Below are 14174 nucleotides of genomic sequence, written 5' to 3' on the forward strand. Positions count from 1 at the left end.
ACGGGAGGAGCCGGCCGGAGGCCGGGGGGCGGGGGGACGGGTGGGGTCAGGTTAGGTGGGATTCCAGGGCGTCCAGGGCGGTGGGGATGGTGTCGGCCACGGTGAGGAGGTCGAGGCCGGCGGGTTTGAGGAAGTGCTGCTCGCCGAGCGTGCCGAGCCAGTCCAGCAGCGGGCGATAGAAGCCATCGGTGTCGATCAGCACCATCGGCTTGGTGTGCAGGGCGAGAGTGGCGGTGGTCCAGACCTCGAACAGCTCGTCCAGGGTGCCGAGCCCGCCGGGCAGGGCGAGGAAGGCGTCCGACTTGTCGATCATCACGGTCTTGCGGCTGGCCATCGAGTCGGTCACCAGCAGCTCGTCCGAGCGCACGTCGGCGACCTCCAGGTCGACCAGCGCCTGTGGGATCACGCCCAGGGTGCGCCCGCCGGCGGCCCGGGCGCCGTCCGCCAGCGCGCCCATCATGCCGACACAGCCGCCGCCACTGACCAGCGTGTGCCCGCGCCGGGCCAACTCCGCGCCGGTCTCGGTGGCCAGGTCCAGCCAGCGCTGGTCGAGGGTACGGGAGGAGGCGCAGAAGACGCAGATCGCCGCCATCAGCCCTCCCGCGGCTGGTCGGCCGCCTGCTCGGCGGCGGACTGCTGGTCGGCGGCGGCGCGGGCGACGGCCTCGTCACGGACCGCCTCCTGCTCAGCGGAGAGCGCCGCCTCGGCCTCGACGATGTGCCGGACCGCCGCGTTGACGTCGTCGGTGAGGCAGATCAGCTCCAGGTCGACCGGGCCGATCTTGCCGTCGGCTGCCATCGTGCCGCGCAGCCAGTCGAGCAGCCCCTGCCAGTAGGCGACGCCCATCAGCACCACCGGGAACCGGGTGACCTTGCCGGTCTGCACCAGGGTGAGCGCCTCGAAGAGCTCGTCCATGGTGCCGAACCCACCGGGCAGCACGACGAACGCCTGCGCGTACTTGACGAACATGGTCTTGCGGGCGAAGAAGTAGCGGAAGTCGATGGCCAGGTCGACCCATTCGTTGATGCCCTGCTCGAACGGAAGCTCGATGCCGAGCCCGACGGAGAGCCCGCCGGCCTCACTGGCACCCCGGTTGGCGGCCTCCATCACCCCCGGCCCACCCCCGGTGATCACCGCGTAGCCGGCCCGGGCCAGCGCACCGCCCAGTTGCTCGGCCAACCGGCACTCGGGAGTGTCCGGGCCGCTGCGCGCTGAGCCGAAGACGCTGACCGCCGGAGGCAGGTCGGCAAGGGTGTCGAAACCCTCGACGAACTCGGAGAGGATGCGCAGCGCACGCCAGGCGTCCCTGGTCTTCCAGTCGCCCCGCCCACGCGAGTCGAGCAGCCGCTGATCGGCGGTGCTGCTCGGGATCGCCCCCCGGCGCAGCGTGACCGCGCCCCGATGCCGCTCCTGTCCCGGACCGCGGCCGGCCTCCCGCCCGTTGCTCTGGCTCATGGAGCAACCGTAGTGGAGCGGCACCTGTCGGGTGGGCGGGGTGCGGACGCGGAGAAGACGCCGAGAAATAGTTCGAGATCTTGGGCAACTATTCGGCTCGCCCGTACGTCTTACTATTCACATACCGGGTATGCCCCGGCGCGCGCCTTCGGGGGAGGAGACAGCGTGATCAGCAACAGCGAGATGATCCGGATCCGTCGCCAGATGCAGCGACGGATCCGAGACGTGGTGGCCGAACGCCGCCGCACCCGCCAACTGGACCCACCCCTAGCCCCCACTGCCGCCGCCCCTTCCGGAGCTGATCAAGAGGTTTGCGTCGCCGACAACGGGCCCGGCTGACGCAAACCTCTTGATCACCGGAGTCAAGGGGTCAGGCTGGGGCTAGCCAGCGGTGCAGGGTTGCCGCGCCGTCACGGATCTTGCTGATCTCGACGTGCTCGTCCTTGTGGTGGGCCAGGTTGGGGTCCCCCGGGCCGAAGTTCAGCGCCGGAATGCCCATCGCCGCGAACCGGGCCACGTCCGTCCAGCCCAACTTGCCGATCGGCGCCGCGCCGACCGCCGCCAGGAACTCCTTCGCCGGGGCCGCCTCCAACCCGGGGGTCGCGCCGGCCGCCGCGTCGGTCACGGCCAACTCGAAGCCCGCGAAGACCTCCCGCAGGTGCGCCTCCGCCGCCGCCGGGTCGCGGTCCGGTGCGTACCGGTAGTTGACCTCGATCTCGCAGTGGTCGGGGATCACGTTTCCGGCGACGCCGCCGGTGATCCGGACCGCGTTCAGACCCTCGCGGAAGTCGCACCCCTCGATGGTGATCCGACGTGCCTCGTACGCCTGGAGCCGCCGCAGCACCTCACCGGCGGCGTGGATGGCGTTCACCCCGTGCCAGGAGCGCGCCGCGTGGGCCCGCTCACCCGAGGTGGTCACGATGGCCCGCATGGTGCCCTGGCAGCCCGCCTCGACGATGCCGTACGTGGGCTCCAGCAACACCGCGAAGTCCGCCTCCAGCCACTCCGGGTACGCCTGGCCGACCAGGGTCAGCCCGTTGTACCGCGACTCGATCTCCTCGGCCTCGTAGAAGAAGTACGTCACGTCGTAGCGCGGCTCGGGCAGGCTCACCGCGAGGTGCAGCGCGTACGCCACGCCGGACTTCATGTCGGAGGTGCCGCAGCCGTACATGAGGTCGCCGCGCATGGTCGACGGGAAGTTGTTGTTCAGCGGCACCGTGTCCAGGTGCCCGGCCAGCACGACACGCTGCGACCGACCCAGATCGGTGCGCGCCATCACCGTGTTGCCGTGCCGGTGGGTGGTCAGGTGCGGTACGCCCCGCAGCACCTCTTCGACGCAGTCGGCGATCGCCTTCTCGTTGAGGGACACGGACTCAATGTCGACAAGAGCGCGGGTCAACGCCACCGGATCGGCGAGGACCTCGGGGGTCAGCGGGTTCTCCATGGTTCGCACGGTACCTTCAGGTCTGTCGGCGCGAGGAGCGAGCTTGCGGGCCCCTGGGGCGAGCGCGAGGAGCCCCGCAGTCGTGAGCAGAGGCCAGCCCGGCCGCGACCGAAAGGTGAAACAGTGACGTCCGCAGATTCCGCCTGGGGCATCGGCCTGGCCACCGTCACCGCAGACGAGCAGGTGCTCGACACCTGGTACCCGACCGGCAAGCTGGGCCTCGGTGAGCTGCCGCTGGTCGCCGGTGAGGACAAGGCGGACGTGCTCGACCTGCCGCCGACCGCGCTCGGCGACCGGTCGCTACCCGGTCTGCGTACCGTGCAGGTGGTCACCGTGATCGGCTCCCTGGACGACCCGATCAAGGACGCCCCCGACGCGTACCTCCGGTTGCACCTGCTCTCGCACCGCCTGGTCCGCCCCAACCAGCTCAACCTGGACGGCATCTTCGGCAAGCTGGCCAACGTGGCGTGGACCTCCGCCGGGCCGTGCCCGCCCGAGCGGGTGGACGAGCTGCGGGTGATCGAGCGGGCCGCCGGCCGCCACCTGTCGGTGTACGGAGTGGACAAGTTCCCCCGGATGACCGACTACGTGGTGCCCGCCGGTGTACGCATCGCCGACGCGGACCGGGTCCGGCTCGGCGCCCACCTGGCCGCCGGCACCACCGTCATGCACGAAGGCTTCGTCAACTTCAACGCCGGCACCGTGGGCACCTCGATGGTGGAGGGCCGGATCGTGCAGGGCGTGCTGGTGGGCGACGGCTCCGACGTCGGTGGTGGCGCCTCGATCATGGGCACGCTCTCCGGTGGCGGCACCGAGAAGGTGAGCATCGGCGACCGGAGCCTGATCGGCGCGAACGCCGGCGTCGGCATCTCACTCGGCGACGACTGCGTGGTCGAGGCGGGCTGCTACATCACCGCCGCCTCCAAGATCACCCTGCCGGACGGCCGGGTGGTCAAGGCCCGCGAGCTGTCCGGCGTCGACGGCCTGCTGTTCTGGCGCAACTCGGTGACCGGCGCGCTGGAGGCCCGCCCGCGTACCGGCCGGGGCATCGAGCTGAACGCCGCCCTGCACGCCAACGACTGACGATCCCGCCGGGTCCGCGGCGCTCGGCCACGGACCCGGACGGGGTACGCCTCAGCGCAGCCGGTACGCCTGGATGATCCGTTGGGTCACCGTGTTACCGGCGGCGTCCCGAGCGGTGGCCCGCAGGGACGCGTAGCCGGCACCGGCGGGATGCCGCACAGTGGCGGTCCAGCCGTGCCCGCCGTGCCGGACTCGGGCGGGTTGCCAACTCTGGCCGCCGTCGTAGGAGACGTCGACGGTCAGCCCGATCACCCGCGACCCGGCGGCACCGGGCTGCCGCCGCACCTGCACCGGGATGACCAGACTCCGGCCGGCCGGGGCGGCGTTGGCCGCGTCCAGCGGTGGCGTGAATCGGATGGCCGACACCGGCAGCGGCCGATAGTCCTCGCCGGGAACGTGCCGGGACCGGAACGTCCACGCCGTGCTGACCTCGGTGCTGAGATCGGTGAAGATCCGCTTGGACGACGTCTCCAGCCGGTAGCCCGCGTCGCCGGGCGGCACTGTGAACCGCCCGTAGCCCGGCGTCGGCTGCTCGCCGACCAGCACGCCGTCGCGGTAGAGAGCCGTCCGGGCGGTGTCGGCGACCGAGCGGCCAGCGTGCCCCTCGGCGTCGCTGTACAGCGGCAGGTCCGCCTGGATCTCGTCAGCGAGCCGGGTGACGCCCTGCCCGGGCCAGCGCGACACCGGGAAGGACGGCCCGTACGGGGCGCTGCCCCAGCTCTCCCGGGTGTGCCGGCCGGCCCGGTACGCCCGTGGTTCGGCGCTCAGCGTCGCCTTCAGGTCGGTCCAACCGTCGTCGGTGGGCACCCCGAACATCAGCTCCGAGGACCAGCGCACCGATCGGGTGTTGTAGTGCTCGACCCGCTGCCCGGGCACCGTGGTGGGCAGGCCGACCGCCCAGCCGCCCAGGTCCGGATCGAGGTGCGGGAAGACCACCCGCTCCGCGACCAGGCCCGGAGAACCGCCCCGGAACTGGTGCGTGACGCTGGCCAACTCCCGGCTGCGGTAGGTCTTGTCGAAGCCGGTCGGCATCCGGCCGGGGAACTTCTCGGCGAGCGCGTACAGGTACGGGCTGTTGGCGACCTCCGGCTGCGCCCACTGGCTGTTCACCGTGGCGAAGAACCGCTCACCGGAGACCGGCCGGCCGATCTGTCCAGTGGCCAGCCCGGTGAAGTCGAGTGCGAGCAGGCCGAACCCGTAGGAGCCGCCGTCGTCGGTGACCCAGTTGGCCCCGATGTCCACCAGCGCCGGCACGGCCGAGGGCTCCGGGACGGCGGTACGCACCGGCCGGGCCTTCCGGCCGTCGACGGTGACCGTGGTGTCGCCGTCCACGACCAGCTCCGGCTGGGCCAGTTGGGCGAGCCCGTCCTCGGCGAAGAGGAGGCTGACGAGTCCGTAGCGGCCCTTGGGCAACCGGGTGTCGACGGTGCCGTCCGGGTCATACAGGTCGTAGGTGGCCAACGTGTCCAGGTCGACCAGAGCGGTGACGTGGTCGGTGGCGGCCGCACCGGTGGCGTCCAGGTGCCGCACGGTGAGCTGGTAGCTCTCCACCTCCCGGTTGACCGCGACCGGGGTGACCGCCACGGCCGTCCCGGAGCGGGCCACGATCCGCCCGGTCCAGTAGCCGTCCGTTCCGAGCCGGGTGTTCGCCGTGACGGTGGTGCCGGCGGTGCCGCCCGGGGGCACGGTGAGCTGGGTCGTTCCGAGGGCGAACATGCCGGCCGGCGCCGGCTGGCCGTCCGAGCCGGTCACCTCGAGGGACAGGTCCAGGGTGAGCGGGTCCGGGCCGTCGTTGCGCCAGCCGACCTCCCGGGTGACCGGGGTGTCGTCGTCGTGCGGCCAGGCGGGCTGGCCGAAGGAGACGCTGACCGGGTCGCTGACCACCCGCTGGGTGATCGCCCTGGCCACGTCGACCCGGCCGGCGCCCTGCTGGAAGGCGGTCTGCGCCGGGTGCGGCTTCGCCGAGGCCATCAGGGTGGCCTTGAGCTGGCCCGCCGCCCAGCCGGTGTGCTGCTGGGCGATCAGCGCCACCGCGCCGGTGACGTGCGGCGCGGCCATCGAGGTGCCGGAGAGCGAGACGTACTTCTCCCCCACCGGGTCGCCGAGCAGCGTGCCGTCGCCGCGAGCGGCGACGATCTCCACCCCGGGGGCGGTGAGATCCGGCTTCAGCCCGCCGTCGCGCACCCGAGGCCCTCGGCTGGAGAAGTCGGCCAGCGCGTCGTCACGGTCCACCGCGCCCACCGCGAGGGCGGCGTCGGCCGTGCTCGGCGAGCCGACCGAGCCGTCGCTGCCGACGTTGCCCGCGGAGATCACGAAGAGCGCGCCGGTCTGCGCGGTCAGCGATTCGACCGCCGCCTCCAGCGGGTCGACGTCCGGCGTGTCGGGACCGCCCAGGCTCATGTTGATCACGTCGGCGTGCTGGTCGACGGCGGCCCACTGCATGCCGGCCAGGATTGCCGACTCCGAGCAGCCCTGGTCCTCGCAGACCTTTCCGTTGAGCAGGGTTGCGTCCGGCGCGACGCCCCGGTATTTACCGCCGGAGGCGGCGCCGCTGCCGGCGATGATCGAGGCGACGTGGGTGCCGTGGCCGACGGTGTCACCGGCCTCGGCGGCTTCGGTGAAGTTGTGCGACTCGGCGACCCGGCCGGTCAGGTCGGGGTGGTTGGCGTCGATGCCGGTGTCCAGCACCGCGACGCGTACGCCCTGGCCGGTGAAGCCCGCCTGGTGCGCGGCCGGCGCGCCGATCTGCGGCACGCTGTGGTCCAGGCTGACCTGCCGGCGGCCGTCGAGCCAGATCCGGTCGGCACCCCCCGCCGTGCCGACCCGGGCGCCGGCGCCGGTGAGCGCCGCCCAGACCGCTGTGGCCCGCTGCTTGTCGGCCGTCGCGGCGACCCCGCCGATGGCCGGCAGTTGCACGGTGACCGTCAGCCCGGCCGGTACGGCGGTGCGCTGCCGGGCGCCCGCGTCGCCGGTGACCAGCACCGGCAGGTGGTCCCGGCGGCTGTCGTCGTAGCCGGCGGCGATCAGCCCGGTCACGTCGAACAGCCGCCGGTCGACCCGACCGGCCCGGACCAGCGGCAGGGCGTCCTGTGGCAGCACGGTGAGGTGGCCGCGGTCGCGGGTGGTGAGGAAGCGGAGATGGGTACGTCCGGGGCCGGGACTGACCGCGGCGGACCCGGAAGCGGTGACGGTGACGCGGTCACCGGTGAGCAGGGTGACGGTGGTCGGGGATGCGGTGCCGATCGCGGTGCGCGGGGCGGCGTCCGGGGCGGTGGTGGTGGGCGGGCTGGCGACGGCAGTCGCCGGAGTGCCCAGCACGAGGGCGACTACGGCGACGGCGGCCATTCTGCTACGTCGATGCAACGGATCCTCCTCGGTGGAGCGTCAGTACTACTGGAGACGCATTGACCACCGTCAGTGTTACATACCGGGTATGCATAATGTGGGCCGAAAAATGACGGACCAACCAACATGCACCGGGACTGAACCGGCATCATCGACGGGGTGACCTCCATGAAGGACCGGATGCTCGCCGGCGAGCCCTACCTCGCCGACGACCCCGAGATCATCGCCGACCTGGACCGGGCAGCCCGGCTGATGGAACGCTTCAACACCAGCTCCGCGGCGGACGAGGCGGCTCGTCTCGCCGCCCTGCGCGACCTGCTCGGCGAGCTGGGCGAGGGCACCTGGATCCGGCCACCGTTCTACTGCGACTACGGCTGGCAGATCCGGATCGGGCCCCGCAGCTTCGTCAACTACCACGCGGTCTTCCTCGACGTCGCCCCGATCACCCTCGGCGCGGACGTCCAGGTCGGACCGAACGTGCAGCTGCTCACCCCGACCCACCCGGTGGAGCCCGGGCCGCGCCGCGACAAGTGGGAGGCGGCGAAACCGATCACCATCGGCGACAACGTCTGGCTCGGCGGCGGCGCGATCGTGCTGGCCGGGGTGACGATCGGCGCGAACACCGTCGTCGGTGCCGGCGCGGTGGTGACCCGCGACCTACCGGCCAACGTGGTCGCGGTCGGCAACCCGGCCCGGCCGGTCCGTCAACTGGACTGATCGGCACGACACCGACGCCGGCACGGCTGCCTGCCCGGCACGGCTTCTACCCGGAACTCCGGTCAGGCCGCCGGTGGCTCGGTCAGTCGGACGACCAGATCGGCGACGCCGGCGGTGCCGGTCACCAGGGCGGCATTGACCTCGTCGCTGCCCAGCGCCCACGCTCGCGCCTGCTCCGGCGACCGCCCGAACGCCTCGTGCCGGGCGGTCAGCCGACGCAGCCGCACCTCGGCGTCCAGGTCGAGGAACCAGGCCTCGTGCAGCAGCGACCGGATCTCCTGCCACGGGAAGTCCGGCAGCAGCAGGTAGTTGCCCTCGGTCACCACCAGGCGGACCGATGGCGGGACCTCGATGGCCCCGGCGATCGGCTCCTCCAGCTCCCGGCGGAACTCCGGCGCGTAGACCGAGGTCGGCTCCAGCCGGCGCACCCGGCGCAGCAGCGAGACGTACCCGTTGGCGTCGAAGGTGTCCACCGCGCCCTTGCGATCGGCGCGGCCCAGCCGGACCAGCTGCGCCTGCGCCAGGTGGAAGCCGTCCATCGGCACCAGCCGGGCGGTCGGACCGATCTCGGCCACGATCTGCTCGGCCAACGTGGATTTCCCGGCGCCCGGTGCGCCGGTGATGCCGAGCAGTTGTCGCGGACCGGCCTCGGCCAGTGCCCGCGCCCGGGCCACCAGCTCGTCGACCGACAGCACCCGGGGCGGCGGCATCAGCCCAGGACCGGGTCGCTGATGGTGAACCTCGCCTGCACGGCCGCCTGGACGGTCTGCGGCTGCGGGTCCAACTCCAGCTCCGGCGGGCCGCCGCCGGAGCCCACGTCGAACGCCGCGCGGGCGAACATCGGCCGGTCGGCAGGGCCGGCGTCGGCCAGCTCGATCAGCGAGGTGACGTGGGCGCCGAGCGCCTCCGCGTACTCGCGGGCGCGCTGCAGCGCGTCGGTGATCGCGGCGTGCCGCGCCTCGCGGTGCGCGGGGCTGTCCGGCCGCAGCTCCCACCAGGGACCGGCCACCTCGACCTGATCCTGGTCGGCCAGCCGGAGCATCAGCTCGCCGAGGGCGGTGAAGTCGGTGACGGTGACCGTGGTGGTGACGCTGCCGTGCCAGGCCACCACCCGCTCGCCCGAGCGCCGCGTCTCCGGCCGGACCCGCAGGTCGCCGGTCTCCCGCCGGGCCACCACCGGCCCGGCGCCGTCCAACAGCACCCGAATCGCGGCGGCGCGCTCGGCGAGCCGGGTCAGGGTGGCCTCCCGGTCGCGGTCCCGGGCCGTCGCGGTGACCGCGAATCGGGCCAGTTCCGGCGGCACCTCCCGGTACGCCTCGCCGCGTACCTGCACCACCGGACCGTCCACCGCCATGCCCATCACCCTAGTCAGTCACCGGAAGCCATGCCGTGTAGGAGACGACGTCCGTGCCGACCCGGCAGCCGGTCAGGTGCCCGCCGTCGTCGCCCAGCCCGCGCAGCCAGGTCACCTCGGCGGCATGATCGCCGTCGGCGGGGAACTCCCGGTCCCGCTCGGCGAAACGCCGGTCGAGCAGCGCCGACCGGGCCGCGCGGGCCTCCGCGTACCGGGCGGTGAGCACCGCAGCGTCGCCGTCGGTCAGGGCGGTGGCCAGCTCGTCCAGGAACACGCGGACCTCGGCCAGCTCGTGCAGCACCCGGTCCCGGTTGCCGAGCAGCATGTTCGCCGTCCGCTCCGCCGGGGTGCCGGCGACCCGGGTGCCGTCCCGGAAGCTGCCCGCGGCCAGCGCGAGCACCGCGTCGCGCAGCCGCGCCCGCTGCGTCGCTCCGGCCAGCGCGCCGGCCAGCAGGTGCGGCACGTGTGAGGCGAGCGCGGCCGCCGAGTCGTGCGCTGGACCGGACATCGGCACCACCCGGGCACCGAACAGCTCCACCAGCAGCCCGGCCAGCCAGCGGAAGGCGTCGGTCGCTGCGCCCGGAGCTGGGCAGAGCACCCAGGCGGCACCGGCCAGCAGGGTCGTGGTGGCGGCGGTCAGGCCGGCGGACTCCGCGCCAGCCATCGGGTGCCCGGGCACGAACCGGTCGGTCAGCCCGAGCCGGGCGGCCGCCTCAGCCACCTCGATCTTGGTGCTGCCGACGTCGGTCAGTACACAGCCCGGCGCGGTCGCGGCGGCCACCTGGGCCAGCGTCCCGGGCAGGGTGGGCAGTGGGCCGCAAAGGAAGACCACGTCCCGGCCGGCCACCGCCTGCTCGATCGTGGCCGGGGCGGCCACCCCCCGGGCGCGGGCCCGCTCGCGGGTCGCCGGGTCGGGATCCCAACCGGTCACGTCCAGGCCCGCGTCGGCTAGGCGCAGCAGCACCGAACCGCCGATCAGGCCGGTGCCGACCACAGCAGCCCGCACCCCGGCGTACCGCCCGGTCACACCGTCGGTCATCGCCGGGCCGCCCGGGGTCAGGCCCGCAGCCGGCCGGCGACCGCCGCGACGTGCTCGTCGGACTCGGTCAGCGCCACCCGGACGTACTGCCCGGCGGAGGGGCCGTAGAAGACGCCCGCGGCGACCAGGATGCCGCGTCGGGCCAGCCAGTCGACCGTCTGCCAGCAGTCCTCACCACGGGTGAGCCAGAGGTACAGGCCGGCCTCCGAGTGCTCCACGGTGAAGCCCGCGCTGGTGAACGCGGCGGTCAGCACCTCACGCCGGGCACGGTAGCGCTCCCGCTGCTCGTCGGCGTGCCGCTCGTCCTGCAGTGCGGCCACCATGGCCGCCTGCACTGGTGCGGGCACGATCATGCCGGCGTGCTTGCGGACCTTCAGCAGCTCGGCGACGAGCGCCGGGTCGCCGGCCACGAAGCCGGCCCGGTAGCCGGCGAGGTTGGACCGCTTGGAGAGCGAGTGCACCGCGAGCACGCCGTCGTAGCTGCCGCCGCAGACCTCCGGGGACAGCACCGAGACCGGCTCGGCCGACCAGCCGAGCGACAGGTAGCACTCGTCGCTGGCGACCACCGCGCCTCGTTCCCGGGCCCAGTCGACCACCTTGCGCAGGTGCGCCGCGGGCAGCACCCGACCGGTCGGGTTGCCGGGCGAGTTGACCCAGACCAGCCGTACCCGGGAGGTCGGCCCGACCGCGGTGAGCGAGTCGGCGCGGACCACGGTTGCGCCGGCCAGCCGGGCCCCGTCCTCGTACGTGGGGTACGCGATCGACGGCACCACCACCACGTCATCCGGGCCGATGCCGAGCAGGGTGGGCAGCCAGGCGACCAGCTCCTTGGAGCCGATGGTCGGCAAGACGCCGAGACCGTCGACCCCGGCGCCACAGGCCCGGGCGACCCACGCGGTGATCGCGTCCCGCAGCGCCGGCGTGCCGGCGGTCAGCGGGTAGCCAGGAGCGTCGGACGCGTCAGCGAGCGCCTGCCGGATCACCTCGGGAACCGGGTCGACCGGCGTGCCCATGGAGAGGTTGATCAGGCCCTCCGGATGCGCCGCGGCCACAACGGCCGCGGCGTCCAGGGTGTCCCAGGTGAACTCGGGCAGCCGTGACGAGACCGGCGCGGGCCGGTTCAGTGGCCCTCGCCGCGCGGCGGCTGCGCGGCGACGAAGGTGGCGTCCTTCTCCACCTTGCCGATCTTCGAGGCGCCCCCGGGCGAGCCCAGGTCCTCGAAGAACTCGTAGTTGGCGCCGGTGTAGTCCTTCCACTGCTCCGGCACGTCATCCTCGTAGAAGATCGCCTCCACGGGGCAGACGGGCTCACAGGCACCACAGTCGACGCACTCGTCGGGGTGGATGTAGAGCATCCGATTGCCCTCGTAAATGCAGTCGACCGGGCACTCCTCGATACATGCCTTGTCGAGCACATCCACGCACGGCTCGGCGATGATGTAGGTCACCGGTCTTCTCCTCCGCAAGACTCGCCGCGATCTCCCGCGACGGTAAGAGCCTAGTATCTCGCCGGGGAGGGGGTCGATCGTGCTCCGACAGCAGGACTTGGGACACCGGATCGTGGTCCGCCGGATTGTGGGGATTCGCGAAGGCCGCCCGCTCTTCTCCGATGCTCTCGGGGAGCTGGTGGAGCTGAGCGAGACTCATCTCACGCTGGCGACGGCGCAGGGTCCGCTGCGGGTCCCGGTGGCGCAGGTGCACCGGGCCAAGCGGGTGCCGCCGACCCGCCGGCCGACCGCCGCCGCGGTGGTGGCGCTGGAGCGCGCCGCCGACGAGGCCTGGCCGGCACCAACGCGGGGCCGGCTCGGCGACTGGCTGCTCCGGGTGGCCGACGGCTGGACCGGTCGGGCCAACTCGGCACTGCCGATCGGCGACCCGGACCGACCGCTGCCGGCGGCAGTGGACGCGGTCGAGCGCTGGTACGCCCAGCAGGGCCAACCTGCGATGATCAACACACCGCTGCCGCTCGCCGCGCCGGTCGGCGCCGAGCTGGACGGCCGGGGCTGGGGCAGCCGCCCGCCAACGCTGGTACAGACCGCGCGCCTGCCCCTGTCGGCACCGTCGGACGCCGGCCGGACGCCCCGGGCCGGATCACCGACCGCCGCCGGCAGCCCCGACGAACAGCCCGGCGCTGCGGACGAGGTGGCACTCGACCACGCCAGCGTGGTGATCGAACTGGCCGGCGCGCCGAGCGAGGAGTGGCTGGCCGTCGCCGCTGGCCGCAAGGGTGGCCTGCCGGACGCCGCCCGGCACGTGCTCACCGCCGTGGACCAGGTCCGCTTCGCCCACGGGTACGCCAACGGCACGCTGGTGGCGATCGGCCGGGGCACGGTGACGGGGCAGGGCCGCTGGCTCGGGCTCAGCCTGATCGAGGTGCTGCCGGCCGCACGCCGACAGGGGCTAGCCCGCCGCGTGATCGACACGCTGGCCACCTGGGGTGCGTCCGCCGGGGCGACGCACGCCTTCCTCCAGGTGGAGCAGCGCAACACGGCGGCGGTCGCGCTCTACCAGCGGCTCGGCTTCACCACCCACCACACCTACCTGACCCGGGTCGCCCCGCACTGACCCGACCGCCCCGCGCAGCATGATCAGCTCGACATCGCCGATGTCGGGGTATCCGGACGCCGGGATACCGCCGGATCGGCGAAGGCGAGTTGATCAAGCGCCGCGCTCCCCCCGGCCAGTCCAGCGGCGGGTCGGACGAGCGGGTCGGGCCAGCCGCGGACCAACGCGGGTCGGGCCAGCCGCGGGTCAGCGGCGGACGACCCGGCGTGGCTTGGCGGCCTTGACCTCGGCGTACCGCTTGAGCTGCTGGGAGCGGTAGTCGCGCCCGAGCGCGGTGAGCACCAGGTACCCGATCAGCGTGCCGGCACCGCTGGCGAGCAGATAGAGCCAGATCTGGGCGAAGAACGTGCCCGCCCCGCCACCGAACGGGTTGTGGCCGACGAGCAGCGGCCCGACCAGCACGGTCAGCGCCATCGCCACCAGCACCACGACGACCATGTCGGTCGACCACTCGGAAAGCGGCCGGCGGCGACCCCAGCGGAAGGCGACCACGGCCAGGGTCAGCCCGATCACCACGAACATCGCCAGCGACACCCGGTCGGCGACGGTGTCGTCACCGTCAAAGCCAAGCCGGATGATCAGCCGGGCGACCACGTTGACCGCGAACAGCGCTCCCGCGAGCACCCCGACGTCACGCCACCGTCTGTCCATCGCACGACCTCCTGCCGTACGCCCCGTTGCGGGGCGGCATCCCTGGCAGGAATATCTACCACTCGTACCTGTGTGGCGTCATCATCCACCGAGTGCGGGCGGCGGGGCGAGGATCTGCCGGAAGCCCATCACCGCGAAGGTCATCGCACCGGCCACGATCATGGCAAGGCCGACCCAGTTGTCGCCGGCCAGCAGCAGATCGCCCTCGGTGGTCCGGATGGCGGCCACCGCCATCAGCGCGAACCATGGCACTGCGGGCAGCGCCACCGCCCACCGACGGCCGACCACCTCGTGCGCGAACCAGGCCAGCGCGATGTTGGCGCCGACCGCGAGCAGCACCGACACGCCGACCAGTTGCCCGCCGACGCGGACCGTGGCGAACAGCAGCTCCAGCACCCCGGTCAGCACCCCGGCCACCACCACGACGAGCCCTCCGGCCAGCCGCAGACCCAGGTCCAGCAGTCGCGGCGGTGGCCCCGCCGAGGGCGGGGTGTCCTGGTCCGGCATTACCGACATCGGCGC

15 protein-coding genes are annotated in these 14174 nt (G+C 73.0%); 4 read left to right on the forward strand and 11 right to left on the reverse strand.

Translation table 11 applies throughout. The features are described from left to right. Positions 1 to 46: 46 nt before the first annotated feature. Together OG470_RS01920 and OG470_RS01925 are read right to left on the reverse strand one after the other, a co-directional pair. The gene (locus OG470_RS01920; protein ID WP_328420130.1) at positions 47 to 592 is read right to left on the reverse strand and encodes a TIGR00730 family Rossman fold protein; all 546 of its coding nucleotides are present in this window, start codon (positions 590 to 592) and stop codon (positions 47 to 49) included. Continuing rightward, on the reverse strand, positions 592 to 1455 hold the full coding sequence (locus OG470_RS01925) for a TIGR00730 family Rossman fold protein (RefSeq protein WP_328420131.1): 864 nt from the start codon (positions 1453 to 1455) through the stop codon (positions 592 to 594). Before OG470_RS01925 ends, OG470_RS01920 begins: the two co-directional genes overlap by 1 nt. A 165-nt stretch (positions 1456 to 1620) precedes the next feature. Here OG470_RS01925 and OG470_RS01930 point away from each other — a divergent pair, with 165 nt between their 5' ends. Then, on the forward strand, positions 1621 to 1794 hold the full coding sequence (locus OG470_RS01930) for a hypothetical protein (RefSeq protein ID WP_328420133.1): 174 nt from the start codon (positions 1621 to 1623) through the stop codon (positions 1792 to 1794). Between the two features lie 31 nt (positions 1795 to 1825). Here OG470_RS01930 and dapE read toward each other — a convergent pair whose 3' ends face one another. Continuing rightward, entirely contained in the window at positions 1826 to 2899 is a 1074-nt protein-coding gene (dapE, locus tag OG470_RS01935) for a succinyl-diaminopimelate desuccinylase (RefSeq protein ID WP_328420135.1), read from the reverse strand. A gap of 123 nt (positions 2900 to 3022) precedes the next feature. Between dapE and dapD the strand changes: the two genes are divergently transcribed. After that, positions 3023 to 3982 (forward strand): 2,3,4,5-tetrahydropyridine-2,6-dicarboxylate N-succinyltransferase, encoded by a 960-nt coding sequence (gene dapD, locus OG470_RS01940; protein ID WP_328420137.1) that lies wholly within the window; start codon positions 3023 to 3025, stop codon positions 3980 to 3982. Between the two features lie 51 nt (positions 3983 to 4033). Here dapD and OG470_RS01945 read toward each other — a convergent pair whose 3' ends face one another. Continuing rightward, a complete protein-coding gene (locus OG470_RS01945; RefSeq protein WP_328426089.1) occupies positions 4034 to 7327 on the reverse strand; it encodes a S8 family serine peptidase in 3294 nt (1097 codons plus the stop codon). A gap of 159 nt (positions 7328 to 7486) precedes the next feature. On the opposite strand from OG470_RS01945, the gene OG470_RS01950 reads away from it, so the two are divergent. Next, positions 7487 to 8044 carry a sugar O-acetyltransferase gene (locus tag OG470_RS01950; RefSeq protein ID WP_328420139.1) on the forward strand — a complete coding sequence of 186 codons (558 nt, stop codon included), beginning with the start codon at positions 7487 to 7489 and terminating at the stop codon, positions 8042 to 8044. A gap of 62 nt (positions 8045 to 8106) precedes the next feature. Here the strand turns inward: OG470_RS01950 and OG470_RS01955 are convergent, their stop codons facing one another. The 5 genes from OG470_RS01955 to fdxA are packed head-to-tail and all read right to left on the reverse strand — an operon-like array spanning position 8107 to position 11884. Next, a complete protein-coding gene (locus OG470_RS01955) occupies positions 8107 to 8754 on the reverse strand; it encodes a nucleoside/nucleotide kinase family protein (RefSeq protein ID WP_328420141.1) in 648 nt (215 codons plus the stop codon). Beyond that, a complete protein-coding gene (locus tag OG470_RS01960; protein WP_328420142.1) occupies positions 8754 to 9398 on the reverse strand; it encodes an SIMPL domain-containing protein in 645 nt (214 codons plus the stop codon). Before OG470_RS01960 ends, OG470_RS01955 begins: the two co-directional genes overlap by 1 nt. Positions 9399 to 9408: 10 nt before the next feature. Then, a complete protein-coding gene (locus OG470_RS01965) occupies positions 9409 to 10437 on the reverse strand; it encodes a prephenate dehydrogenase (protein ID WP_328420144.1) in 1029 nt (342 codons plus the stop codon). A gap of 17 nt (positions 10438 to 10454) precedes the next feature. Then, the gene (dapC, locus tag OG470_RS01970; protein ID WP_328426091.1) at positions 10455 to 11561 is read right to left on the reverse strand and encodes a succinyldiaminopimelate transaminase; all 1107 of its coding nucleotides are present in this window, start codon (positions 11559 to 11561) and stop codon (positions 10455 to 10457) included. Next, positions 11558 to 11884 carry a ferredoxin gene (gene fdxA, locus OG470_RS01975; protein ID WP_007464872.1) on the reverse strand — a complete coding sequence of 109 codons (327 nt, stop codon included), beginning with the start codon at positions 11882 to 11884 and terminating at the stop codon, positions 11558 to 11560. The genes dapC and fdxA overlap by 4 nt, the downstream gene beginning before the upstream one ends. A gap of 79 nt (positions 11885 to 11963) precedes the next feature. Here fdxA and OG470_RS01980 point away from each other — a divergent pair, with 79 nt between their 5' ends. Further along, a complete protein-coding gene (locus tag OG470_RS01980; protein ID WP_328420146.1) occupies positions 11964 to 13001 on the forward strand; it encodes a GNAT family N-acetyltransferase in 1038 nt (345 codons plus the stop codon). Between the two features lie 186 nt (positions 13002 to 13187). On the opposite strand, the gene OG470_RS01985 is transcribed toward OG470_RS01980, so the two are convergent. Continuing rightward, positions 13188 to 13652: a hypothetical protein gene (locus OG470_RS01985; RefSeq protein ID WP_328420148.1), complete on the reverse strand. Its 465-nt coding sequence runs from the start codon at positions 13650 to 13652 to the stop codon at positions 13188 to 13190. Between the two features lie 81 nt (positions 13653 to 13733). Beyond that, entirely contained in the window at positions 13734 to 14168 is a 435-nt protein-coding gene (locus OG470_RS01990; protein WP_328420150.1) for a hypothetical protein, read from the reverse strand. Positions 14169 to 14174 lie beyond the last annotated feature (6 nt).

It is taken from the genome of Micromonospora sp. NBC_00389, from assembly GCF_036059255.1.
Classification (GTDB): Bacteria; Actinomycetota; Actinomycetes; order Mycobacteriales; family Micromonosporaceae; genus Micromonospora.